The organism is Bradyrhizobium sp. SPXBL-02, assembly GCF_051853065.1.
Classification (GTDB): Bacteria; Pseudomonadota; Alphaproteobacteria; order Rhizobiales; family Xanthobacteraceae; genus Bradyrhizobium.
This window is the reverse complement of sequence record NZ_CP182474.1, coordinates 5,865,739-5,890,586: the sequence shown is the minus strand read 5'-3', so window position 1 is coordinate 5,890,586 and position 24,848 is coordinate 5,865,739. Positions and strand designations below refer to the sequence as shown.

Below are 24,848 nucleotides of genomic sequence, written 5' to 3'. Positions count from 1 at the left end.
TTGTTTTCCATGGGGGGCCGAAGGGGCGTGAGCGATACGTCTCGCAGGCCGAATTAACGGAAAGAACGCCGGTGTCGCATTCAGACGAACAGTTGCAGTCGGTGCTGGAAACGCTCGAGGAGTGCCGCAGGGTTCTCAATGCGTGCAACAGCCGTGAGTCGGCCGAGATGCTGTCCATCGTCATCCTCGACGTCAGGATGAAACTGAAAGGAATTGACAGTGCCGATCTCAAGGCGCTGTGCGACGAAATGCTGCGGAGCGCTGCGAGCGAGCCGCCGCCCCCTTCCAAGCAGACGCAGGACCAGCCCCGGCGTCCGCTGCTCCGCGTGGTGAAGTAGCCGCGCCGCCGAATCCCGCTTTTTGGCGAGGTTTGTGCGCGTCCCGATGCCGCATCTGTGATCACGGAGGGCATCGGGAGGAGCCTTGGTTTTGTGCGCCTCTGTTGCGCATTCTCCGGCATCGGCTACACCAGAGCCGGTTCGGCTCCGGGCCGGGCGCGTTCCCTGCGCCGTACCGGGGCCTGAGATGGCTCCGACTGCATCATGCAAAATGTTTCGATCCCGGCGGCGCTGATTGCCGGCCTCGTCAGCTTCCTCTCGCCTTGCGTCCTGCCTCTGGTTCCGCCCTATCTGATCTACCTCACGGGCGCCACGATCGAGCATGTCGAGAGCGACGAGCCGGCCGCGGCCTCCAAGCGCGCGATCATGATGTCGGCGCTCCTGTTCGTGCTCGGCTTCTCCACCATCTTCGTGGCGCTCGGCGCCAGCGCTTCGCTGATCGGGGGGCTGATCCGGGCCTGGTCGGCGGAGCTGTCGATCCTCGCCGGTATCGTCATCATCATCATGGGCCTGCACTTCCTCGGCCTGACGCGCATTGGCCTTCTGATGCGCGAGGGGCGGCTGCCGATCCCCAAACCGGTCGGCCTGTGGGGCGCCTATATCATGGGTCTTGCCTTCGCATTCGGCTGGACGCCTTGCATAGGCCCGATCCTCGCCGCGATCCTCTCGATCGCCGCGGCGGAAGCCACGGTGACGAGGGGCGCCGGCCTGCTCGCGGTCTATTCCGCAGGCCTCGGCATTCCGTTCCTGATCGCCGCGCTGATGATCGAGCAGTTCTCCGCGCTGTTCGCGCGCATGAAGGGCCACCTCGTCAATGTCGAGCGCGCCATGGGCGCCTTGATGGTGATCACCGGCATCGGTTTTCTCACCGGCGCGGTCTCGAACGTGAGCATCTGGCTGCTGGAGACGTTTCCGGCGCTGCAGACGATCGGTTAGGGCGCGAGGGGACCGGGTTTTCACGGACGAAAAAGTAGAGGAACCGTTGGAACCCGTCAGGCATGCTGTCAGGGAACGACGATTCCAAACCTTTCCGGTCCCGAGACGTTTGCATCGGGACAAACTCGCATGGTGGAGATCACGTGACCAAGACATTGCGCTTAGAACCCTTGCCGGACAACGCGGCTTTGGTTGCTTGGCAATTTTTGGGGCAGCCGTTGCAGGAGTGGCCGAACTGGGTTCAGTCGAATTGCTCGCTGCAGAAGGATGCCGACGGAAAATTCGAGCTTCGGCACGAGCGGCGCAGCGGCACTCAGATCGTCTATCTCGGCGAATGGCTGGTGAGAGATCTCGATGGCGGCGTCGACTTCTACACCGACGCTGAGATCTGGTCGCGGTTCGCTGCCAAACGCTGAAGCCCGATTGGGCCGGCGGTCGATCGCGCCTTAGTCTTTCCTGCTCGAGCTGCGGGCGATCAAAAGCCTGTGTCGTCGGTGGGGCAAAAAGCCTCGCGGTAGGACACATCCATAGAATGCAATCTGTGGTAATGTTTCGTCGTACTACACCCTGAGGGGCAATTCTTCTGAACGTATACTGAAACGAGAATTTTAGATCACGACATCTTCGGCGCCCCTCTCCCCTACAGCATTTTGAGCAGGAGCAAGCGATGGGAACCGACGTGAATGTTCATCCCGGTCATGGCAAGGCCGGACGTCAACCGACGCGACAATTTCTGGATACGCTTTCCGGACACGACGATCCGGGCATGTTTGGCCGGATGTTTCCGACCCTGGAGCCGCTGGCTGTCGACGACGGTCCGCTGCATGAGCTCGCCGACGCGATGAAGGATCCCGCCCCCGGCGACGCCGCCGGAAACAATCCCAATGTCCCAGCGGGTTTCACTTATCTCGGGCAATTCGTCGATCATGATATCACGCTCGATCTGACCTCCTTCGGCGAGAAGGAAGCCGATCCGACCGCGGTCACGAATTTTCGCACGCCCGCGCTCGATCTCGACAGCATCTATGGTCTCGGTCCCGACGGAAGCCGTCATCTGTACGCGCGCAATTCGGCGACCGACAACGGCAAGACACCGGGGCCCAAGCTGCTGATTGGCAAGACCGTCAACGTCGATGCCATCACGGGCGATCATCGCAACGACCTGCCGCGCAATCCCGAGGGGTTTGCCCTGATCGGCGATCACCGCAACGACGAGAACCTGCTCGTCGCGCAAACCCATCTTGCGATGCTGAAGTTTCACAACAAGGTCTGCGATCAGCTCGCAGCGTCCGGCAAGCCGGCGGGCGAGATCTTCGAGGAAGCGCGCCGGATCGTGACCTGGCACTACCAATGGATGGTCCTGCACGATTTCGTGGAGCGGATCACCGAGAAGGGGATCGTCGCGAAGATTCTCGAGCAGGGGCGGCGTTTCTACCGCTTCAAGAAGACACCCTACATGCCCGTCGAATTTTCAGCCGCCGTCTACCGTCTCGGCCACAGCATGGTGCGCCAGGTCTATAGCCACAACCGGATCTTCACGCCCGGCGGCCTCACTCCGGCAACCCTGGATCTGCTGTTCAGGTTCACTGGGCTGTCGGGCGGCATCATCGGCGATCTGGCGCCAAACCCGATTCAGCCGCCGCTCCCGCTTCCGGTGCTTTCGAGCAACTGGATCATCGACTGGCGGCGCTTCTATCAGGTGCTGCCGAACAATCCTGCCGGCGTGACGCTCAATCCGTCGCGCAAGATCGATCCGTTCGTCGTGCCGCAACTCCACACCTTGCCCGGCGACGGCGGCAGCCTGCCGTTCCGCAATCTCAAGCGCGGCGTGCTGTTGGGCCTGCCCTCCGGGCAGGACGTCGCCAAGGCCATGAAGATCAAGAACCCGCTGACGCCGGCCGAAATCTCCAAGGGGACCGACGGCGCGGTGGCGAAGAAGCACGGCCTGCACGAGCACACCCCGCTCTGGTACTACATCCTCAAGGAGGCGGAGCAGCGGGGCGGCGGCGAAAGGCTCGGGCCGGTCGGCGCGACCCTGCTCGCCGAGGTCTTCGTCGGCCTCGTCCATGGCGACCACCAGTCGTATCTCTGGCTCAAGGGCAAGAACTGGAAGCCGACGCTGCCCTCGCAGGTGCCGGGCGAGTTCACGATGGCCGATCTGCTGCGTTTCGTCGGGGACATCAGCCCGATCGACGGCATCTCGACGGTCTAGACCATGATCCGGAAAACCGCGCGACGCGGTTTTCCGGACAGATCGACGTCATGCGATCAACTCGGGGAGGGAGGCGGCCGCCGAGACGGCCGCTCTCCGTCCTGATCAGTCGATTTCCTGCACGACGGTGCGTGAGCCGGGATCGACCAGCATCACGCGCTCTCCCGAATAGACGTAGCGATACTTCGTCAGCGACGGGCCCCAATCGGACGGAACCGCCTCGAGCTCGACGTCGCTCGGCACCGTCGCGCCGACGATGATCTTCTCCTTCGTCGTGACCGGGCGGATGCGATGTTCGGTGACGTAGGATTTGATCTTGGTCCTGTATTGCGGCTCGATCTGAACCGCGGCCGCATGGCCGGTTCCCGTCGTGGTCACCACGGTGGATTGCGCAAAAGCGCCGGTCGAGATCAACGCTGCCGCGGCGGACAGCAGGAACAGCTTCTTCATCCTGGTTCTCCTCTGAGGTGAATAGCGCCGCACCAACATCTCATCGCGGGTGGCGTTCCCGGCGATTAGGAACAAATTGCCAGTTTTTCCCGTTGGGATCAGCAGGCAACGAGCCCTGCAATCTGGAGGAGGAGAACATGAAGTTGAGAATAGCGTCCGCAGCGCTGATGGTTGCTGCGTTGTCCCTGCCGGCGTTCGCGGCCGACGAGTTTTACGTCGTCCAGGACGTCAAGACCAAGAAGTGCACCATCGTCGACAAGAAGCCGACGGACACGTCCATGACCGTCGTCAGTCCCTCGGGCACGATCTACAAGACGCGCACTGAGGCTGAAAGCGGCATGAAGACGGTCAAGGTCTGCACGTCCAACTAAGGAGGAGCGTGATGCCAGTGTTGATTCTGTGGGCCGTGCCGGCGATCATCGTGATCGGCGGCGGCATCTATCTGATCGGTCATTTGCATTAGGGCTTCGAGGAGCCGCGCGGTCCTCTTGCGTGCAGCGCACAGGTCCGCACGGCTGCCTCCTGAGCGCGCCGGCCGGAGCGCCCGTTGCAGTGCAGCAGGTCGTGCCGGAGCAGCGCCGCGACGATGAGGGCCGGCAACGCACGCGAAATCACTTCCGTCCCGTCGAGGTTTTTCATACGCTTGCCTCTCACAAGCCGCATAACGGCTGCGCTCACGGCCCGGCGACAGGGCTGGAGCATCAAAGGGAGGGGAGACGATGAAGCGAAGGTCATTTCTCGCTGGGATCGGCGCAACCACTGCGGCAGCTGCCATTGGCATGCCGTCGATCCTGAGGGCGCAAGCTCCGATCACGCTGAACGGTGCCGTGCAGTTCAATGACGATCATGCCTTCAACCGGGCCCTGCTGCGGTTCGAGGAGCTGGTGAAGAAATACTACGGCAAGCCCGTCAACTTCACCTTGCACAGGAACTCCTCGCTCGGCCTCGAGAAGCAGTATTTCGAATACATGTCGCAGGGCAAGGCGGTCGACTACGGCATCGTCTCGCCGGCCCACATGTCGACCTTCGCCAAGGCGGCCCCGTTCATCGATGCGCCCTTCGTGTTCAAGGGCATCGAGCACATGAACAAGGTGGTCGAAGCCAACATCCTGGCGCCGATCGCCGATGAGGTCGCGGCCAAGGCCGAAGTCGTTCTGATCGGCTATGCCGGCGGCGGCATCCGCAACATCTTCGCCAACAAGCCGCTCAAGAACCTCGCCGATCTCAAAGGCCTCAAGGTCCGTGTGCAGGGCGCGCCGATCTGGTCGAAGACCTTCGCGGCCGTCGGCATGAGCCCGACCGTGATCGCCTATAACGAGATCTACAACGCGATCCAGAACGGGGTCATATCGGCCGGCGAGAACGAGGCGGCCGGCGTCGAGGCGATGAAGTTCTACGAAGTGGCCCCGCATCTCAACCTGACACAGCACGCCGTGTCGATCCGGCCGATCTGCTTCTCGGTGAAGACGCTCAAGACCCTGCCCAAGGATCTGCAGGACGCGATCATGAAGGCGGGCAAGGAGGCCGGCGATTACGGCCGCCAGCTCGAGTCCAGCGAAGAGGTCGTCAAGCTCGACACGCTGGAGAAGGCCGGCAAGCTCAAGCGCGTTCCGTTCGAGGAGCGCGATGCCATGAAGAAGCTCGCCGACCCCGTGATGGCCACCTACGCCAAGGAGATCGGCGCGGAAGGCATTTTCGAGAAGATCAACGTCGTCTGAGGCCGCCCCGTCCGCCGACAGCATTCCGGGCAGGCCCCGCTTCCTGCCCGGACGTGGCGGATGAGCGCCGTACGGAGCTCCAATGTCCGAAATGCACCTCCCGTCCACGCCGTCGCTGTGGCGTCGCGTCACCGCGGCCTATGCGAAATTGCTGGAATTCCTGCTGGCCGCCTGCGTCGGCATCCTGGTCATTCCGGTCACCTTGCAAATCGTCTCGCGCTACACGCCGTTCATTCCCTCCTACATCTGGACGGAGGAGATGGCGCGCTTCCTGTTCGTCTGGACGATCATGATTGGCGCCATGGTGGGCATCCGCGAGGCGCAGCATTTCGAGGTCGACGTATGGCCCGATCTGTCGCGGCGCTCGGAGGCCGCGGTGCGGATCATCGCGCGGCTCGGCGTGCTGGCGCTGGCCCTCGTGTTCGTGTTGGCCGGAATCGAATTCACACGCTTCGCCTGGAACAGAACGTCGGAGCTGGCCGATTTGCCGCTCTGGCTGATCCACGTCGCCTGGCCGGTGGCCGGCGTGACGTGGATCGTGTTTGCGGGCGAACAGATCATTGATGAAATGCGCATTCTGGTCGGGGCACAGAAATGAGCGGCACTGTACTTTCTGCCGGACAGGCCGCGATGGTGCTGTTCGGGGTCTTCATCGGCCTGCTCATCGTGCGCGTGCCGGTCGCCTTCGCGCTCGGCCTGGCCTGTGTGCCGATCCTTCTGATCGAGCCGCGCCTGTCGCTGATGATGCTCGCGCAGGAAACCTTCAACGCCTACAATTCGTTCATCCTGCTCGCGGTGCCGTTCTTCCTCCTGACGGCGAACCTGATGAGCATCGGCGGCATCACCGACCGCCTGGTGGAGCTGTCGCGCTCGATGGTCGGGCATTGGCCGGGATCGCTGGCGCAGATCAACGTCGTGCTGTCGGTGTTCTTTGCGGGCATCTCGGGCTCGTCCACCGCGGATGCGGCGAGCCAGTCCAAGATCTTCATCGATGCGCAGAGCAAGGAGGGCTACGACCTTTCGTTCTCCATCGCCATCACGGCGGTGTCGGCGGTGCTTGCCGTCATCATCCCGCCGTCGATCCTGATGATCGTCTGGGGCGGGCTGATCTCGACCTCGATCGCGGCGATGTATCTGGCCGGCATCGTGCCGGGCCTTTTGATCGCGGGCGCGCAGATGGCGACTGTGCACGTCTACGCGGTGCGCCGCGGCTATCCGACATATCCGAAGTCGACCTGGGTCGAGATGCGATGCGCCATCTGGCGGTCGATACCGGCGCTGATGACGCCGTTCATCATCGTCGGCGGCATTCTGCTCGGCTGGTTCACCGCGACCGAGTCCGCCTGCGTCGCGGTGCTCTATTCCGTAGCGCTCTCCGCATTCTTCTATCGCGAGACAGGCTTGCGCGAATTGTACAAGGCCTTGCTCGACACCGGCCGCCTTGCCGGCGTGGCGCTGTTCTGCGTGGGCACCGCGAGCGCGTTCGGCTGGTTGCTGGCCTATTACAAGATCCCGCAGGAACTGTTGGCCAACGTCTCGACCTGGGGCATGGGCACGGTCACGGCGGGCTTCTTCATCGCCTTCTGCTTTCTGGTGGTGGGCTGCTTCCTCGACGCCATCCCGGCGATCATCATCGTCGGCACCGTGCTGGAGCCGCTCGCCAAGTCCGTCGATCTCCATCCGGTCCAGTTCGCGATCATCTCCATCGTGTCGCTGGCCTTCGGACTGGTGACGCCGCCCTATGGCCTCTGTCTGATGATCGCCTGCTCGATCGCCGGCGTGCGGCTGCGCTATGCCCTGAAGGACACGATGATCATGCTGATCCCGATGCTGCTCGTGCTGGCGGCGCTCATCGTCTGGCCCAGCGTGTCGCTGTTCCTGCCGCGCCTGATCGTGCCGGAGATGCTCAAATGAGCGCGTGATCATGCGATCCCGCGGCCGGCGGCCGCGGGGATCGGCCGCGATTGGTTACAGGTTGCTCTCGGTGATTGCGGCGTAGACCATGCTGCGCAGCTCGCGGCGGAGCGGGTAAGCACTCGACGGCAGCACCTGGGTCATCAAGATCGTGATCAGCTCCTCGGCGGGATCGATCCAGAACGAGGTCGTGGCGGCGCCGCCCCAATTGTATTCGCCGGGGCTGCCGGCGATCAGCGTCTCGGCCGGGCGCATGGTGACGGCGAAGCCGAGACCGAAGCCGATGCCGTTATAGGTCGCTTCCGAGAACAGCGAGCGCGAGACCTCCGGCAGCGCACGCCCACCCGGAATGTGGTTGGTCGTCATCAGCGCCAGCGTCTTCGGCCCGATCAGCCTGACGCCGCCGAGCTCGCCGCCATTGAGCAGCGCGCGGCAGAAGGTGAGATAGTCGGCGACCGTCGAGCACAGGCCGCCGCCGCCGGAGATGAACGAGGGCGGCGACAGGAACGAGCTCGTTGTCGGATCGTCCTGAAGTGTCAGCCCCTCGCGGCGCTGGCCGGCATGGAAGGCCGTGCCGCCGCCCGGGTCCGCCGAATAGCAGGCCGCGAAGCGATGCGCCTTCGAGGCGGGCACGTGGAAGTCGGTGTCGGTCATGCCGAGCGGATCGAGGATGCGTGACTTGAGGAACTGCTCGAACGGCATGCCCGAGATCTTGCCGATGAGATAGCCGATCACGTCGGTTGCTACGGAATAGTTCCAGGACTCGCCCGGCGAGAACTCCAGCGGGATCTTTGCCAGGCCCTCGATCATGCTCTGCAGCGTGCCTGATTTCTCGACCTCGCCGATCTTCTCGGTGCGATAGGCGGCATCGACGTTGGAGCGTTGCTGGAAGCCGTAGGTCAGTCCAGACGTATGGCGCAAGAGGTCGACGATCAGCATCGGCCGGGAGGGCGGCCGGGTCAGGAACGCCGGATAGGTGCCGGCGACGAACACGCCGAGATCCTTCCACTCCGGAATGTATTTGGCGACGGGCTCGTCGATCGCGACGAGCCCTTCCTCGACCAGCATCATGAAGGCGACGCTGGTGAGCGGCTTGGTCATGGAATAGATGCGGTAGATCGTATCGTCCTTCACCGCCACCTTGCGCTCGACGTCGGCAAAGCCCTGCACCGAGCTGTGCGCGACCTTGCCGCGGCGGTAGACCAGAAGATGCGTGCCCGGGAAGCGTCCGGCATCGATGTACCGGCGCTTGAGATGCGCATCGACGCGGTCGAGCGCAGCCTTGGACATGCCGACGGATTCGGGCGAGGCAGGGGTGGGGGCGAGCATCAGTTCCTCCGGGGCGTTTTGTCGGAAAGTTGATACCGAAATGGCGGCCGCATTCCAAGTCGGTTGCGCTTAACGAGGCCGGGCCGCGTGGTGTAGACTCGGCCTCGGAACGCAAGGAGCCCGCCCGGGCCAACGATAAAAACGCGAGGGCAAACGCACCATGACGCAATTCAATGAGACCGACCTCACCGAAGCCGTCGTCAAAAGCTTCGATCAGACGCCCGATACGCGTGCGAAATTCCTGCTGCAGGAATTGGTGAAGTCGCTGCACGATTACGTGAGCAAGACCGGTCTCACCTTCGAGGAATGGGAATACGCCATCGATTTCCTGACCCGCACCGGGCAGAAATGCACCGACACCCGCCAGGAATTCATCCTCTTGTCCGACGTGCTCGGCGTCTCCATGTTGGTCGACGCCGTCAATCACAGGGATCGCGACGGTGCCACTCAGACTACGGTGCTTGGTCCGTTCTATGTCGGCGAGCACAAGGTGACTGCGCACGGCACCGACATCTCGCCGAACAACCAGACGGGCGAGCGGATGTTCGTGCAGAGCCGTGTCACCGATCTCAAGGGCAAGCCGCTCGCCGGCGTTCCCGTCGACGTCTGGCACGCCGATGACGACGGCTTCTACGACTCCCAGAAGCCGAACTATGACGAGGTCGGCGCCTCGGCGCGGGCGCGTTTCATCACCGACAGCGACGGCCGCTTCTTCTTCCGCACCATCCTGCCGTGTAGCTATCCGATTCCGACCGATGGTCCCGTCGGCGAGATGATCGTGCAGACGGGCCGCCACCCGATGCGCCCGGCGCATGTGCACTTCCTGGTCAATGCCAAGGGCTATGAGCCGCTGATCACCCACGTCTTCATGGACGGCGACAAATATCTCGATTCCGACGGGGTGTTCGGCGTGAAGGACGATCTCGTCGCCAAGGTCGAGCACGCAACGATCCCACAATGCCCGACGGCACCAAGGCGAACGGGCGGTGGCACCTGATGACTTACGAATTCCACCTCAAGCCCGGCGGCGGCGTGGCGCCGACACCGCTGGGGGTGAAGACGGCGGAGCCGGCGTGAGGATCAGGAAATCGGCGCGCGCAGCGACTATCTTTCGAGATAGGCGGCAAGCTCCTCGGGCGTGCCCTTCGGAAAGGCTTCCTTCAGGAAGTCGAGGAAGGCGGAAACACGTGCGCTCAGCAATCGCCGCGACGGGTAGAGCGCCCACAGCTGGATCTCGGGAGCGTCGATGTCACCCCAATGGCTCAACGTGCCAACGGATAGATCGGGACTGACGAGGGACAGGGGAAGGCATCCAGCACCGACGCCGGCTCTGACCGCGTCACGGACCATGATCAGGGATGCCAGGCTGAGCACTGGATCGACTGCAAAACGCAATCGACCAGTCGCCCCCGTCACGTTCCAGGCGGCACTCCGGTCACCCGTCCCGCGGACGACGGCGGGTACTGCGAGCTTGTCCTTTGGTCGTTTCAGGTGGGGGTTCGCCACGACCACCAGCCGGTCGCGCAGGAAGATGCGACCGACGAGGCTCTCATCCGGGTCGGGACCGACCCGAATGACGAGGTCATAGCCTTCCTCGACCATATCGACGGCCCGGTCTTCCGTCGTTATTTCCAGGCGGACCTCCGGATATTTCAGGGCGAAGGCGGCGGCCAGCTTCCCCATGGCGATCTGAGAGAACAGCAAGGGTGCGCTGATGCGCAACTTGCCGCGCGGCCTGTCGCCTCCGGAAGCGATCGCTGCGGCGGTCTCGTCGAGCTCGGTCAGCAACGTCCCGGTCCGCTCGTAAAGCGCGCGTCCTTCCTGGGTGAGTTTCAAGGTGCGCGCGCCGCGTTCGAACAGGCGCAGGTTGAGCGCCGCCTCGAGCTCCGCGACCCGGCGGGACAAGGTAGCCTTCGGACGACCCGCAGCACGCGCGGCGCGTCCGAACCCGCCATGCCGGGCGACCAGATTGAAATCGGCGAGGGCTAGGAGATCCATGTGTTCCACCAGTGAGACGGTCTGTCCAAATATACCGTCTATCAGTCAGATTGTGGATCACTAGTTTCGGGGTGTCTTCAAACCCAACCCGGAGTGACCCCCATGACCATTCTCGTTACCGGCGCCACCGGCACCGTTGGCCGCCACGTCGTCGAACAACTCGTCAAGCGCGGCGCCGACCTGCGCGCGCTCGTCCGCGATCCCGCGAAGGCGAACCTGCCTGCAGAGGTCACGCTCGTGCAGGGCGACCTCCTCGACGTCGACGCGCTGCGCGGCGCCTTCACGGGAGTCTCGACCCTGTTTCTGCTCAACGGAGTCGTCGCGGATGAATTCACCCAGGCGCTGGTCGCGCTCAACGTCGCGCGGGAGGCCGGCGTCGAGCGGGTCGTCTACCTGTCGGTGATCCACAGCGATCGCTACGTCAACGTGCCGCACTTTGCCGGCAAGTTCGGTGTCGAGCGCATGATCGAGCAGATGGGCTTCAACGCCACCATCCTGCGCCCGGCCTACTTCATGAACAACGATCTCACGATCAAGGACGTCGTGCTCGGTTATGGCATCTATCCGATGCCCATCGGCAACAAGGGCCTCGCGATGATCGACGCACGCGACATCGGCGAGATCGCCGCGATCGAGCTCATTCGGCGCGAGCGAGCTGCAACGCCGCTTCCGCTCGCACGCTTCAATCTCGTCGGTCGCGATCAGTTGACCGGCGCGAAGGCTGCCGCCATCTGGTCCGAGGCGCTGGGCCGCACGATCGTCTACCCGGGCGACGACACTGCTGGCTTCGAAAAGAATCTGAGGCAGTTCATGCCGAGCTGGATGGCCTTCGACATGCGCCTGATGAGCGAGCGCTTTCTCACGGAGGGGATGATACCCGATGCCGGCGACGTCGAGCGTCTGACCGAGATGCTGGGTCGCCCACTGCGCTCCTACCAGGACTTTGTCTCCGAGATCACGGCCTCCGCCTGAGGCGGCGGCATTCCCCGATCACGTCAAGGAATTCCATCATGATCTATTCGATTACGACGCAGCTCGCACGTTCGCGGATCTCTCCACGCCTCAGCGCGCGTGCAGCAGCGCCAGCAGCACGACGACAGCGCAGGCGAGCGCGGCCGAGGTCAGCTTCCAGAACATCAGCGGATTGCGCTCGAGGAGGGGCGTGATGCGCGTGTTCAGATAGGCCGGATTGGGATTTCTGAGCTCGAAGACGAACTCGGACATGTCCTCGTGGCGCTTGTAGGGATCGGGATGCAGCGCTTTCCTGAGTGCGCCGTCGATCCAGCCCGGGATGCCGCGCTCGGCATCGATCGCGGGGCGATATCGCAATTTCCACGCGTCCGATCGTCCGCGGATTTTCGCAAGCTGGGCGCCGTAGGGCAGATGCCCGGTCAGCATCTGGTAGCAGATGGCGGCCAGCGAGAACATGTCGGACCGGGGCGAGCCGCCCTGCCCAAGGAAATATTCCGGCGCCGTATATTGAACCGTGCCGAGAATTTCTGCGTCGGCCGCTCTCGGCGCGGCTTCGGCGACGCCCGCGACCCTCACTGATCCGAAGTCGATGATCTTGGCGGTACCGGTCTTGTCGATCAGGACGTTGTCGGGCCGGAGGTCCTGGTGCAGCATCTCCATGCGGTGGAAGGCGCGAAGCCCGGTGGCGATCTGCTCGATGATCCTGCGCACCGTCTCCAGATCGGGCCGCGGATTGTCGAGCATCCATTGTCGCAGCGTCTGCCCCTCGACGAACTCGGTCGCGACGTAGAGATAATTGCGCCGCGTCGATCGCGATCGCGGCTTGAGCACGTACGGACTGTCGATCCGCCGCGCGATCCACTCTTCCATCAGGAAACGTTTCAGATAGGCCTGGTTGTCGCGCAGGTCGATCGACGGAATCTTGAGCGCGACCGTTTCCTCGGTTTCCGCATCGACGGCGAGATAGATGTGGCTGCGGCTGCTGCCATGGATCTCCCGGATGATCCGGTAGCCGTCGAACATCGCGCGCGGCTCCAATAGAGGCGGGAGTGGCAGCGTCGAGGTCCGATCGAAAACGCCGGTTTCCTCCGGCACCGCGTCGATCCGCAGAATCTGGACCGTGATGTTGTCGTCGCTGCCGCGCCGATAGGCTTCCTCCACGATCGCCTTCGCCGCGCCGTCGAGCTCGGCTGCGTGCTCGTTGATGGCACTCGTGACGAAACGCGCATCGACAAACTCATAGGCACCGTCCGTCGCCAGCAGGAAGGTGTCGCCGGCCTGGATCTCGACCGTCTGGTAGTCGATCTCGAGTTGCGGGTTGATACCGAGCGCGCGGCCGAGATAGGTCTGCTCCGACGACACGATGATGCGGTGATCGTCGGTCAGCTGCTCGAGCGCCTTGCCGGCGAGGCGGTAGATGCGGCAGTCGCCGACATGGAAGATGTGCGCGGTCGCCGCCTTGATGACCATGGCGCTGAGCGTGCAGACATAGCCCTTGTCGCGGTCATAGGCATATTGGCTCTTGCGCGTCTGCGCATGCAGCCAGGAATTGGTCGCCTCCAGCACGCGGCGGGCGGAGGTCTTCACCGTCCATGATTCCGACGTGCAGTAATAGTCCATCAGGAAGCTCTTGACCGCCGACTCGCTGGCGATCTGGCTCACCGTGCTCGAGGAGATGCCGTCGGCGAGGACGGCCGCGATGCCCTTCAGGCTGAGCAGCGGCTCCTCCGGAATGAGGACCCCGTGAAAGTCCTGGTTGACGGGCTTGCGGCCCTTGTCGGAGTGCTGGCCGACCGAAATCAGGAGTCCGCGGGTCATCGTCGTCACCAAGGCAAAGAGAGCCTCACCCTATACGGGCGAGGCTCTCGTGTTGAGGTGCGTGTGATCAGGCCGCGACGCGGGGCTTTGCAGCCTTCTCCGCCTGGCGCTTCGGCAGGGTCATGACGTGGGTGGCATAGAGGGTCATGCCGGTGAAGGCGAGGCCGCCGACGAGGTTGCCGAGCACGGTCGGGATCTCGTTCCAGATCAGATAGTCCATGATCGAGAACTTCGCGCCGAGCAGCAGGCCCGACGGGAACAGGAACATGTTCACGACGGAATGCTCGAACACCATGTAGAAGAACACCAGGATCGGCATCCACATCGCGATGACCTTGCCGGGGACAGAGGTCGAGATCATGGCGCCGACGACGCCGGTCGAGACCATCCAGTTGCAGAGCATGCCGCGCAGGAACAGCGTCGCCATGCCGGCCGCGCCGTGCGCGGCATAACCCAGCGTTCGGCCTTCGCCGATATTGCCGATGGCCGCGCCGACCTTGTCGGGGGCTTGCGTGAAGCCGAACGTCGTGACGAAGGCCATCATGAAGGCCACGGTGAAGGCGCCGGCGAAATTGCCGACGAAGACGAGGCCCCAATTGCGTAGCACGCCACTGAGCGTGACGCCCGGGCGCTTGTCGATCAGCGCGAGCGGCGAGAGCACGAACACGCCCGTCAGCAGGTCGAAGCCGAGGAGATAGAGCATGACGAAGCCGACGGGGAACAACAGCGCGCCGACCAGCGGCTGGCCGGTGTTGACGTTGATCGTGACGGCGAACCAAGCCGCGAGGGCCAGGATGGCTCCGGCCATGTAGGCGCGGATGATGGTATCCCGGGTGGACATGAAGATCTTGGACTCGCCCGCATCCACCATCTTGGTGACGAATTCCGAAGGCGCGAGATACGACATCAATGGTTCCTTTTGCTTCGTAAGTGAGATCGACACGCCCCCAGGCGAGAGCGCGGCTGAACATCATCGGTCGTGCGGGCTGCCTGCCGCGCACGAGGGGCTATGGAAAGTCTGGAAGCCTTGGGAATCGCGTCACGAGGACTCTGAAGCCGGGAGACCGCGAAGCAGGTGAGCTTCCGGGACGCAGCCGCCAGAGGCTGCATCAATGCGGCCAAGCCGCAGTCGTCGTTGACGGCAATTGCGAAGCAAGTTGCGTGCCGCTACAGCGCGCCAGAAATAGAGAGCAATTTCAATGCAATCCCGCTCTGGCTGATCTCGTTCTGCCGCCCTCGCGGCCTCTTGATTGAGCTGATGCACAAGCTTTGTGCGTCGCACAAGGAATGTGCAAATCGCAAATTTCGCATGCGGAACCGGTCTGCGACAGTTTGGCGCGATCGTTGTAATGCTTTGAACAATCATCACTTTTTGCGACGGCAAGCTTGGCATGAAGCTTGAATACGACCAGCCCGACGCCATTGAAGCCGTCCCGCGAGACATCTCATCCGATTTTGCTGACGCCACCAGACGGGGGTCCCCCGTCATGCGTTCGCACGCGCCAAGGACGGCGCAACCGGACGGACGGGCAGCTCGCGCGCACAGCCGCAAATCATTCCGCAACGACGCCAAAGGACGACACTGCCTATGACCAAGCGCATCCGCCGGCCCTCGGAAACGACCGGCCTCAGCCGCCGGCAATTGTTGAAGGCCACCGGCTCGACCGCCGCTCTTCTTGCCGCCGCCAAACTGAATTTTCCCGCCGGCGCCTTCGCGCAGGACGCAGGCCCCGAGGTCAAGGGCGCCAAGCTCGGCTTCATCGCGCTCTCCGATGCCGGCCCGCTGTTCGTCGCCAAGGACAAGGGCCTATTCGCCAAGCACGGCGTGCCCGACACCGACGTGCAGAAGCAGGCGTCCTGGGGCACCACGCGCGACAACCTCGTGCTCGGCTCCGAAGGCAACGGCATCGACGGGGCGCATATCCTCACCCCGATGCCGTATCTGATCTCGGCCGGCAAGGTGACGCAGAACAACCAGCCGACGCCGATGTACATCCTGGCGCGGCTCAATCTCGATGCCCAGTGCATCTCGGTCGCCAAGGAATATGCCGGCCTCAAGGTCGGCGCGGATGCCTCGGTGCTCAAGGCCGCGTTCGAGAAGAAGAAGGCCGAAGGCAAGTCGGCCAAGGTCGCGATGACCTTCCCGGGCGGCACGCATGACCTCTGGATCCGCTACTGGCTTGCAGCCGGCGGCATCGACCCCGACAAGGACGTCGAGACCATCACGGTGCCGCCGCCCCAGATGGTGGCGAACATGAAGGTCGGCACCATGGACGCCTTCTGCGTCGGCGAGCCCTGGCCCGGTCAGCTCGTCCACCAGGGCATCGGCTATACCGCCGTCAACACCGGCGAGATCTGGAGCAAGCATCCCGAAAAGTCGTTCGGCATGCGCGCGGCCTGGGTCGACAAGAACCCGAAGGCCGCAAAGGCGATCCTGATGGCCGTCATGGAGGCCCAGCAATGGGCCGACAAGATGGAGAACAAGGAAGAGCTCGCCACCATCATGGCGAAGCGCCAGTGGATCAACTGCCCGGTCGAGGACATCGCCGACCGCGCCAAGGGCAAGTTCGACTACGGCATCCCCGGCAAGGTGGTCGAGAACTCGCCGCACATCATGAAGTACTGGCGCGACCATGCCTCCTATCCGTTCCAGAGCCACGATCTCTGGTTCATGACCGAGGACATCCGCTGGGGCAAATACGAGGCTGGTTTCGACAGCAAGGCGCTGATCGCCAAGGTCAACCGCGAGGACCTCTGGAAGGACGCGGCCAAGACCCTTGGCGTCGCCGCCGCCGACATTCCGGCCTCCACCTCGCGCGGCAAGGAGACCTTCTTCGACGGCAAGGTGTTCGATCCGGAAAATCCGGCCGCCTATCTGAAGTCGCTCGCGATCAAGCGCGTCGAAGTCTGATGGAGCCCTGCGGCCGCCTTCAGGGGCGGCCGCATCGTCCTTGCCACGCCGGAGAGAGATAGCGATGAACATGACTGCCACGAAGATCGAGGTTGAGACCGCGACGCCTGCCGCAACGATTGCGCCCGTCGTCGCGCTGACGCCGAAGCGTCCCCCGCGCGCCGAAGTTTACGCTCGCATCGCACGTGAGACGGCCGTGCGCGTGATCCCGCCGCTGGTCGTGATCGCGCTGCTGACGCTGGTGTGGGAGCTGGTCTGCCGGAGGGCCGGCTCGGCATTGCCGCCGCCGTCGAGAGTCTTCAAGGACACCAAGGAGCTGATCTTCGATCCGTTCTTCGACCATGGCGGCATCGACAAGGGGCTGTTCTGGCATCTCTCCGCCAGCCTCCAGCGCGTCGCCTTCGGCTACTCGCTCTCGGCGATCGCCGGCATCGGGCTCGGCGTGCTGGTCGGGCAGTCGGTCTGGGCCATGCGCGGGCTCGATCCGCTGTTCCAGGTGCTGCGCACCATTCCGCCGCTGGCTTGGCTGCCGCTCTCGCTCGCGGCCTTCCGCGACGGCCAGCCTAGCGCGATCTTCGTCATCTTCATCACCTCGATCTGGCCGATCATCATCAACACCGCGGTCGGCATCCGCAACATCCCGCAGGACTATCGCAACGTCGCCGCGGTGGTGCAGCTCAATCCGCTCGAGTTCTTCTCCAAGATCATGATCCCGGCGGCGGCGCCCTATATCTTCACGGGCCTGCGCATCGGCATCGGCCTGTCCTGGCTCGCGATCGTCGCCGCCGAAATGCTGATCGGCGGCGTCGGCATCGGCTTCTTCATCTGGGACGCCTGGAACTCCTCGCATATCAGCGAGATCGTCCTGGCGCTGTTCTATGTCGGCATCGTCGGCTTCGTGCTGGACCGCCTGATCGCGGGCCTCGGCAAGGTCGTCACCCGCGGCACTGCGCAGAACTGAGGAGAGGGGACATGACCGCCTATCTGAAGCTCGACCACATCGACAAGGTCTTCACCCGCGGCGCCGCCGCCACGGAGGTGCTGAAGGACATCAACCTGACGATCGAGAAGGGCGAATACGTCTCGATCATCGGCCATTCCGGCTGCGGCAAGTCGACCCTGCTCAACATCATCGCGGGGCTGACCGGCGCCACTACGGGTGGCGTGCTGCTGGAAAACCGCGAGGTGAACTCGCCGGGGCCCGATCGCGCCGTGGTGTTCCAGAACCACAGCCTGCTGCCGTGGCTGACCGTTTACGAGAACGTCAGGCTCGGCGTCGACAAGGTCTTCGCCAAGACCAAGTCCCGTGCCGAGCGCGACGCCTGGGTGATGCACAATCTCAACCTCGTGCAGATGGCCCATGCCAGGGACAAGCGTCCTTCGGAAATCTCGGGCGGCATGAAGCAGCGCGTCGGCATCGCGCGGGCGCTGGCCATGGAGCCGAAGGTGCTGCTGCTGGACGAGCCATTCGGCGCGCTCGACGCGCTGACCCGTGCTCACCTGCAGGACTCGGTGATGGCGCTGCATCAGAAGCTCGGCAACACCATCCTGATGATCACCCACGACGTCGACGAAGCCGTGCTCCTGTCCGACCGCATCGTGATGATGACCAACGGACCGAGCGCGCGCATCGGCGAGGTGCTGGAGGTGCCGCTGGCGCGGCCGCGCAAGCGGCTCGACCTCGCGACCAACGCCACCTATCTGAAGTGCCGCCAGCGCGTGCTCGAATTCCTCTACGAGCGTCATCGCTTCGTCGAGGCCGCGTAAATCACGGGTTCACGCGAGATATGCCCGCGCCCAATTAATCGACATCAAGCTCAATCCCTGTGCGTCGCACAGGGATTGAGCGAATCGCAAATTTAGCGTGCGGAAACGCCCTGCAAACAATTCGGGCAATACGAATAACGTCCTGAAATCCCTGTGTTTCCTGCGTGCGCGCAACTGGCACGGAAATTGAAGCGTCTTTGCGCGACGCCAACGACGACGTCCCTCAACATCATCAATCAGCATCGTGAACTCGCCACCGGGGGTGAAGCCTCGGAGCGCGCCTCCGTGACCGGAGGCAGAGCCTGCAACGACGCAGCGGTGAGCCTGGAAGGGATACTCAATGACGAAGAATCCGACCCTGAACTCCAGCTGGATTTCAGATTGGCGCCCCGAGGACGAGGCGTTCTGGAACGCGACCGGCAAGTCGATCGCGCGGCGCAACCTGATCTGGTCCATCGTGGCCGAACATATCGGCTTCTCGGTCTGGCTGATCTGGAGCATCGTCACCACCAAGCTGCCGCAGGCCGGCTTCCACTACACGACCGACCAGCTGTTCCAGCTTGTTGCCGTGCCGGGCCTGATCGGCGCCTTCATGCGCTTTCCCTACACTTTCGCGGTGACGACGTTCGGCGGCCGCAACTGGACCATCTTCAGCGCGGCGATCCTGTTCATCCCGACCTTGTCGCTTGCCTACTTCGTCAGCCAGCCCGATACGCCGTTCTGGCTCATGCTGCTGGTCGCATCGACCGCGGGTCTCGGCGGCGGCAATTTCGCCTCCAGCATGACCAACATCTCCTTCTTCTTTCCTGACCGGATGAAGGGATGGGCGCTCGGCCTCAACGCGGCCGGCGGCAATATCGGCGTCTCCAGCGTGCAGCTCCTGACCCCGATCCTGATGACGCTCGCCGTCTTCAACCTGTTCCAGGCAACGCCCGTTGACGGCATCTTCCTGCAGAATGCCGGCCTGATGTGGGTGCTGCCGATCGGCATCGCGGTGTTCGGCGCAGTGTTCTTCATGAACAACCTGACCACGGCGAAATCATCGGTGAAGAACCAGCTCGCGATCGTCAAGCGCAAGCACACCTGGATCATGGCGTATCTCTATATGGGCACGTTCGGGTCCTTCATCGGCTATTCGGCGGCGTTTCCGCTGCTGCTCAAGACGCAATTCCCCACCGTGACGATCTCGATCGCCTTCCTCGGCCCGCTGGTCGGCTCGCTGTCGCGTCCGCTCGGCGGCTGGCTCGCGGACCGGGTCGGCGGCTCCATCATCACGTTCTGGAATTTCATCCTGATGGCGGGCGCCACGGTCGGCGCGCTCTACTTCGTCGGGCACAAGGACTTCGCCGGCTTCCTGTCGATGTTCCTGATCCTGTTCGTGACGACGGGCATCGGCAACGGCTCGACCTACCGCATGATCCCCTCGATCTTCCGCGAGGAGAACCTGTTCAAGGTGCGCGGTAAGGGCGATGCGGCACGCAGCGCTGCCCTGAAGACCGCGAGCATCGAGAGCGGCGCGGCCGTCGGCTTCATCGGTGCGGTCGGCGCCGTCGGCGGCTATCTGATCCCGAGTGGCTTCGGCAAGTCGATCGCCATGACCGGCGGGCCGCAGCTCGCGCTCGCGATCTATCTCGGCTTCTACGGCTCCTGCCTCGCTCTGACCTGGTGGTTCTACCTGCGTCGCAGCCCGCAGGGTGAAGGCGCCCCAAGCCTCGCCGAGGCGCGTGTGTGAGCACAACAAACTGGCACGAATGTCGCTTCTCCCCGTACGCGGGGAGAAGTCTCTCTGATGACGTTTGATCCATGAACTTTTTCCGCAATGGCGCGGACGAAGGCAGACCGAAACAGACAGGAGAACATTATGACGCCCGAGCAGATTACCCTCATTCAGCAGAGCTTCGCCAAGGTCGCCTCGATTTCGGAAGCCGCCGCGGTGCTGTTCTACGACCGCCTGTTCGAGGTGGCGCCGTCCGTGCGCGCGATGTTTCCCGAGGACATGACCGAACAGCGCAAGAAGCTGATGGGCATGCTCGCCGCCGTGGTCGGCGGCCTGTCGAACCTGGAGTCGATTCTTCCCGCGGCTTCCGCGCTCGCCAAGCGTCACGTCGATTATGGCGCCAAGGCCGAGCACTACCCCGTGGTCGGCGCGACCTTGCTGTGGACCCTCGAGAAGGGCCTTGGCGAGGCCTGGACGCCCGAGCTCGCCGCAGCCTGGACCGACGCCTACGGCGTGCTGTCCGGCTACATGATTTCCGAGGCCTACGGCGCGCAGGCGCAGGCCGCCGAATAGGAGATGCGTTGTGAGTGAACCGCTGGTCATCGTCGGTAACGGTATGGCGGCCGCGCGTCTGGTCGACGAGCTCGCCAAGACCGCGCTCGGCCGCTATGCGGTCGCCGTGATCGGCGAAGAGCCGCGGCTCGCTTACAATCGCGTGCTGCTGTCCTCCGTGCTGGCCGGCGAGACCGGCTCGCACGAGATCGAGCTGCGGCCGGCCGATTGGTGGCGAAACCGCGGCGTCACGGTGCGCTACGGCTATCGCGTCACCGAGATCGATGTCGGCCGCCGCGAGCTCAAGATCGCGGGCGAAGAGAGCATGGAATATTCCAAGCTCGTGCTCGCCACGGGATCGACGCCGCTGCGGCTCAATGTGCCGGGCGCCGATCTTGCCGGCGTGCACACGTTTCGCGACACCCGCGACGTCGACCTGCTGCTGACGCTGGCCGCGGCGAAGAAGCGCGTCGTCGTTGTCGGCGGCGGCTTGCTCGGGCTCGAAGCGGCGTACGGTCTTGCCAAGGCCGGCGCGCCCGTGACGCTGCTGCACCTGATGGACCGGCTGATGGAGCGTCAGCTCGACGGGCCCGCGGCCGACCTGCTCAAGACGCTGGTCGAGCGCAAGGGCATCCGCGTCATGCTCAATGCCGCGACGACCTGCATCCACGGCGACGGTCATGTCGAGGCCGTCGAGCTCGCCGACGGCAGCCGCATCGAGGCCGATGCGGTGATCTTCGCCGCCGGCATCAAGCCGAACGTCTCGCTGGCGAAAGAGGCGGGGATTGCGGTCAACCGCGGCGTGGCCGTCAACGACGTGATGCAGACCTCCTCGTCCGACATCTTTGCGCTCGGCGAATGCGCCGAGCATCGCGGCATCTGCTATGGCCTGGTCGAGCCGGCCTATGAGCAGGCGCGCGTGCTGGCGCGCCACCTGGCCGGCCGGCCCGCCGCCTATCAGGGCAGCGTGGTCTCGACCAATCTGAAGGTCTCCGGCGTCAGCGTGTTCTCCGCCGGCGACTTCATGGGCGGGGAGGGCAGCGAGAGCCTCGTTCTGTCGGACCGCAGGCGCGGCACCTACAAGAAGCTCGTGATCGCCGACGGCCGGCTGACCGGGGCGGTGCTGATCGGCGATACAATTGATGCGCTGTGGTACCTCGAGCTGATCCGCAACCGCGACAAGGTCGCGGCGATCCGCACCGACATGATGTTCGGCCGCGCACTGGCGCAGCCTTCGAAAGCGGCGTGATATGACGGCGATCGATCCGAACCTCCGCACCACCAAGACGACCTGTCCTTATTGCGGCGTCGGTTGCGGCGTGCTGGCAACGCCCGACGGGAGGGGTGGCGCGGCGATCGCGGGCGATCCTGATCATCCCGCCAATTTCGGCCGGCTGTGCTCGAAGGGCTCCGCGCTCGGCGAGACCGTCGGGCTGGAAGGGCGGCTGCTCTATCCCATGATCCGCTGCAAGGGCGTGCTGGAGCGCGTTGCCTGGAGCGATGCGCTCGATCATGTCGCCCATCGCATGCAGCATATCGTGGCGCGCGACGGCGCGGACGCGGTCGCGTTCTATCTCTCCGGCCAGCTGCTGACCGAAGACTATTACGTCGCCAACAAGCTGATGAAGGGGTTTGTCGGCACCGCCAACGTCGACACCAATTCGCGGCTCTGCATGTCGTCCTCGGTCGCAGGCCATCGCCGTGCCTTCGGCGCCGACACCGTGCCCGGCTGCTACGAGGATCTCGACCAGGCCGATCTGCTCGTCTTCGTCGGCTCGAACGCAGCCTGGTGCCACCCGGTGCTGTTCCAGCGCATGCTGAAGAACAGGCAGGAGCGCGGCGCCCGCATGATCGTGATCGATCCGCGCCGCACCGACACCGCCAGTGACGTCGATCTGTTCCTCGGCCTCAGGCCCGGCACCGACACCGCGCTGTTCTCCGGCCTGTTCGTGCATCTCGCCGACAATGGCGTGCTGGACCAGGATTATATCGCGCAGAACACGTCTGGCTTCGACGATGCGCTGTCGCGCGCGCGCAACATCGCCGGCAGCGTCACCGCGACCGCGCTCGCCACGGGGCTTTCAGAGCCGGACGTCGCCGCCTTCTTCAAGATGTTCCGCGACACCGAGAAGGTCGTCACGCTCTATTCGCAAGGCGTCAACCAGTCGGCGCAGGGCACCGACAAGGTCAACGCCATCCTGAACTGCCATCTTGCCACGGGCCGCATCGGCAAGCCGGGCGCCTCGCCGTTCTCGCTGACCGGCCAGCCCAACGCGATGGGCGGCCGCGAGGTCGGCGGCCTCGCCAACATGCTCGCCGCCCATATGGGCTTCACGCCGCCCGACATCGACCGCGTCAGGCGGTTCTGGAAGGCGCCGCGCATCGCGACCCATGAAGGCCTGAAGGCGGTGCAGCTGTTCGAGGCCATCAACCGCGGCGAGGTCAAGGCGCTCTGGGTGATGGGCACCAACCCCGCGGTATCGTTGCCCGATGCCGACATGGTGCGCGATGCCCTGAAGAAGCTCGAGCTGTTCGTCGTCTCCGAGAACGTGCTCTCCAACGACACGGTCGAGGCCGGCCCGCACGTGCTGCTGCCGGCGCTGGCCTGGGGCGAGAAGTCGGGCACGGTGACCAATTCCGAGCGGCGCATCTCGCGCCAGCGCGCGTTCCTGCCGGCGCCGGGCGAAGCGCGTCCCGATTGGTGGATCCTGAGCGAGACCGCAAAGCGCCTCGGCTTCGGCGACAGCTTCAATTACAAATCGGCCGCCGACATCTTCCGCGAGCACGCCGCGCTCTCGGCCTTCGAGAACAATGGCAGCCGCGATTTCGACATCGGCGCGCTGACCACGCTGTCGGACGAAGCCTTCGATGGTTTGAAGCCGGTGCAATGGCCGGTGCGCGAAGGCGGGATGCCCGGCGAGCGCTTCTTCGCGCAAGGCGGCTTCTTCACCAATGACGGCAAGGGCCGCTTCATTGCGCCGGAGGTGCCGGTGCTGCGCGGCGAGACCGGCCCGTCGCGTCCCTTAAGGCTCAACACCGGGCGCATCCGCGACCAGTGGCACACCATGACGCGCACCGGCCTGAGCCAGCGGCTGGGCGCGCATCTGCCCGAGCCGTTCGTCGAGATCCATCCCGACGACGCCGGCAAATATGGCATCGCCCATGACGGCTATGCCCGCATCACCACCGATTACGGCCAGTGCATCCTGAAGGTCGTCGTCAGTGAGCGGCAGCAGCGCGGCACCCTGTTCGTGCCGATCCACTGGAGCGCGATGAACGCCTCGCACGGCCGCGTCGGGGCGATGGTAGCACCGTTCACCGATCCGTTCTCGGGACAGCCGGAAGCCAAGGCGACGCCGGCCGCGATCGCGCCTTACGAATTCGTCTTCCGCGGTTTCGCATTGTCGCGCAAGCCGCTCGATCTGCCGCAAAACCTGTTGTGGACGCGCGTCACCGTCAGCGGCGGCTTCGGCTATCTTTTCGCCGACAATGCGGATCTTGCTCGCTGGCCGGCCTGGCTCGAGAGCGTCGCCGGCGAGGACGTTGCCGAATATCGCGATTTCGGCGGCGGGGTTTTTCGCGCGGCTTCGTTCGCTGGCGATCGCATCGAGACCTGCCTGTTCGTCGGCCCGGCGCACGATGCCGGCGACTGGGAGGTGGTGAAGAGCCTGTTCGTGGCCGATCAGGTCACTGACGAGCAGCGCCGCATGCTGCTGTCGGGCAAGTCCGGCGAAGGCGCGGCCTCGACCGGTCCCATCGTCTGCGCCTGCTTCGGCGTCGGCCGCGGCACCATCTGCGACAGCATCGCGAGCGGCGCGCGCACCGCCGCCGAAATCGGTGCCAAGCTCAAGGCCGGCACCAATTGCGGCTCCTGCATCCCCGAGCTGAAACGATTGATCGCGACGACGGAGGTGCCTGCACAGCAGGCGAAGGTCGCAAGCGCGGCGGGATAGGCTGGCTCTCTCCGTCGTCATTGCGAGCGCAGCGAAGCAATCCAGAGTCTTTCCGCGAAGATAGTCTGGATTGCTTCGCTGCGCTCGCAATGACGGCTTGGACACAGGTGTGTGCTAACGCTGCGATCTCGTGCCCCGGACGCAGCGCAGCGTCTCCCCGGCGATGCGAAGCATCGTCCGGTGCGACGGTGCGCTGCAGAGCCGGGGTCCATCCAACAGCGGAGTGTTTGGCTTTTCTGGGTCCCGGCTCTGCGCAGCAGCGT

General features: G+C 64.1%; 22 protein-coding genes and 1 pseudogene. 17 read left to right on the top strand and 6 right to left on the bottom strand.

The window, feature by feature from the left end:
- Positions 1-71: 71 nt before the first annotated feature.
- From ACNJYD_RS27475 to ACNJYD_RS27460, 4 genes are all read left to right on the top strand, one after another.
- A complete protein-coding gene (locus ACNJYD_RS27475; protein WP_025034806.1) occupies positions 72-338 on the top strand; it encodes a hypothetical protein in 267 nt (88 codons plus the stop codon).
- A 204-nt stretch (positions 339-542) separates the two neighbouring features.
- Positions 543-1,274: a cytochrome c biogenesis CcdA family protein gene (locus tag ACNJYD_RS27470; protein ID WP_212254774.1), complete on the top strand. Its 732-nt coding sequence runs from the start codon at positions 543-545 to the stop codon at positions 1,272-1,274.
- A 143-nt stretch (positions 1,275-1,417) separates the two neighbouring features.
- Complete coding sequence (locus ACNJYD_RS27465; RefSeq protein ID WP_439363867.1) at positions 1,418-1,690, top strand: hypothetical protein; 273 nt, start codon at positions 1,418-1,420, stop codon at positions 1,688-1,690.
- Positions 1,691-1,941: 251 nt separating this feature from the next.
- Positions 1,942-3,486, top strand: coding sequence for a peroxidase family protein (locus ACNJYD_RS27460; RefSeq protein WP_212254775.1), 1,545 nt, complete (start codon positions 1,942-1,944; stop codon positions 3,484-3,486).
- A gap of 105 nt (positions 3,487-3,591) precedes the next feature.
- On the opposite strand, the gene ACNJYD_RS27455 is transcribed toward ACNJYD_RS27460, so the two are convergent.
- Entirely contained in the window at positions 3,592-3,936 is a 345-nt protein-coding gene (locus ACNJYD_RS27455; protein ID WP_212254776.1) for a DUF1236 domain-containing protein, read from the bottom strand.
- 137 nt (positions 3,937-4,073) lie between these two features.
- Between ACNJYD_RS27455 and ACNJYD_RS27450 the strand changes: the two genes are divergently transcribed.
- Positions 4,074-4,307 carry a hypothetical protein gene (locus ACNJYD_RS27450; protein ID WP_172783947.1) on the top strand — a complete coding sequence of 78 codons (234 nt, stop codon included), beginning with the start codon at positions 4,074-4,076 and terminating at the stop codon, positions 4,305-4,307.
- Between the two features lie 88 nt (positions 4,308-4,395).
- On the opposite strand, the gene ACNJYD_RS27445 is transcribed toward ACNJYD_RS27450, so the two are convergent.
- On the bottom strand, positions 4,396-4,575 hold the full coding sequence (locus tag ACNJYD_RS27445) for a hypothetical protein (RefSeq protein ID WP_172783948.1): 180 nt from the start codon (positions 4,573-4,575) through the stop codon (positions 4,396-4,398).
- 80 nt (positions 4,576-4,655) lie between these two features.
- Here ACNJYD_RS27445 and ACNJYD_RS27440 point away from each other — a divergent pair, with 80 nt between their 5' ends.
- The 3 genes from ACNJYD_RS27440 to ACNJYD_RS27430 all read left to right on the top strand — a co-directional run bounded on the left by ACNJYD_RS27440 (position 4,656) and on the right by ACNJYD_RS27430 (position 7,568).
- A complete protein-coding gene (locus ACNJYD_RS27440; protein ID WP_212254777.1) occupies positions 4,656-5,654 on the top strand; it encodes a TRAP transporter substrate-binding protein in 999 nt (332 codons plus the stop codon).
- Between the two features lie 82 nt (positions 5,655-5,736).
- Entirely contained in the window at positions 5,737-6,252 is a 516-nt protein-coding gene (locus ACNJYD_RS27435; protein ID WP_212254778.1) for a TRAP transporter small permease, read from the top strand.
- Positions 6,249-7,568 carry a TRAP transporter large permease gene (locus ACNJYD_RS27430; protein WP_212254779.1) on the top strand — a complete coding sequence of 440 codons (1,320 nt, stop codon included), beginning with the start codon at positions 6,249-6,251 and terminating at the stop codon, positions 7,566-7,568. Before ACNJYD_RS27435 ends, ACNJYD_RS27430 begins: the two co-directional genes overlap by 4 nt.
- Positions 7,569-7,622: 54 nt before the next feature.
- Here the strand turns inward: ACNJYD_RS27430 and ACNJYD_RS27425 are convergent, their stop codons facing one another.
- Complete coding sequence (locus ACNJYD_RS27425) at positions 7,623-8,897, bottom strand: serine hydrolase domain-containing protein (RefSeq protein WP_439363866.1); 1,275 nt, start codon at positions 8,895-8,897, stop codon at positions 7,623-7,625.
- A 160-nt stretch (positions 8,898-9,057) separates the two neighbouring features.
- On the opposite strand from ACNJYD_RS27425, the pseudogene ACNJYD_RS27420 reads away from it, so the two are divergent.
- Positions 9,058-9,974 (top strand): annotated as a pseudogene (locus ACNJYD_RS27420) (intradiol ring-cleavage dioxygenase).
- A 27-nt stretch (positions 9,975-10,001) separates the two neighbouring features.
- On the opposite strand, the gene ACNJYD_RS27415 reads toward ACNJYD_RS27420, so the two are convergent.
- Complete coding sequence (locus tag ACNJYD_RS27415) at positions 10,002-10,895, bottom strand: LysR family transcriptional regulator (protein WP_439363865.1); 894 nt, start codon at positions 10,893-10,895, stop codon at positions 10,002-10,004.
- A gap of 102 nt (positions 10,896-10,997) precedes the next feature.
- Between ACNJYD_RS27415 and ACNJYD_RS27410 the strand changes: the two genes are divergently transcribed.
- Positions 10,998-11,867 carry an SDR family oxidoreductase gene (locus ACNJYD_RS27410; protein WP_212254782.1) on the top strand — a complete coding sequence of 290 codons (870 nt, stop codon included), beginning with the start codon at positions 10,998-11,000 and terminating at the stop codon, positions 11,865-11,867.
- Between the two features lie 90 nt (positions 11,868-11,957).
- Here ACNJYD_RS27410 and ACNJYD_RS27405 read toward each other — a convergent pair whose 3' ends face one another.
- A complete protein-coding gene (locus tag ACNJYD_RS27405) occupies positions 11,958-13,685 on the bottom strand; it encodes a bifunctional protein-serine/threonine kinase/phosphatase (RefSeq protein ID WP_212254783.1) in 1,728 nt (575 codons plus the stop codon).
- A gap of 67 nt (positions 13,686-13,752) precedes the next feature.
- Positions 13,753-14,592, bottom strand: coding sequence for a formate/nitrite transporter family protein (locus tag ACNJYD_RS27400; protein ID WP_172783957.1), 840 nt, complete (start codon positions 14,590-14,592; stop codon positions 13,753-13,755).
- 681 nt (positions 14,593-15,273) lie between these two features.
- On the opposite strand from ACNJYD_RS27400, the gene ACNJYD_RS27395 reads away from it, so the two are divergent.
- The 7 genes from ACNJYD_RS27395 to ACNJYD_RS27365 all read left to right on the top strand — a co-directional run bounded on the left by ACNJYD_RS27395 (position 15,274) and on the right by ACNJYD_RS27365 (position 24,585).
- Entirely contained in the window at positions 15,274-16,596 is a 1,323-nt protein-coding gene (locus tag ACNJYD_RS27395) for a CmpA/NrtA family ABC transporter substrate-binding protein (RefSeq protein WP_212254784.1), read from the top strand.
- 64 nt (positions 16,597-16,660) lie between these two features.
- Positions 16,661-17,557, top strand: a complete 897-nt coding sequence (gene ntrB, locus ACNJYD_RS27390) for a nitrate ABC transporter permease (protein WP_212254785.1) — start codon at positions 16,661-16,663, stop codon at positions 17,555-17,557.
- Positions 17,558-17,568: 11 nt separating this feature from the next.
- Positions 17,569-18,363: an ABC transporter ATP-binding protein gene (locus ACNJYD_RS27385; protein ID WP_212254786.1), complete on the top strand. Its 795-nt coding sequence runs from the start codon at positions 17,569-17,571 to the stop codon at positions 18,361-18,363.
- A gap of 340 nt (positions 18,364-18,703) precedes the next feature.
- A complete protein-coding gene (locus ACNJYD_RS27380) occupies positions 18,704-20,095 on the top strand; it encodes an MFS transporter (RefSeq protein ID WP_439363864.1) in 1,392 nt (463 codons plus the stop codon).
- Positions 20,096-20,224: 129 nt separating this feature from the next.
- Positions 20,225-20,653, top strand: a complete 429-nt coding sequence (locus ACNJYD_RS27375) for a globin family protein (RefSeq protein WP_439363863.1) — start codon at positions 20,225-20,227, stop codon at positions 20,651-20,653.
- 10 nt (positions 20,654-20,663) lie between these two features.
- The gene (locus ACNJYD_RS27370; protein WP_439363862.1) at positions 20,664-21,881 is read left to right on the top strand and encodes an NAD(P)/FAD-dependent oxidoreductase; all 1,218 of its coding nucleotides are present in this window, start codon (positions 20,664-20,666) and stop codon (positions 21,879-21,881) included.
- 1 nt (position 21,882) lies between these two features.
- Positions 21,883-24,585, top strand: coding sequence for a molybdopterin-dependent oxidoreductase (locus ACNJYD_RS27365; protein WP_439363861.1), 2,703 nt, complete (start codon positions 21,883-21,885; stop codon positions 24,583-24,585).
- Positions 24,586-24,848 lie beyond the last annotated feature (263 nt).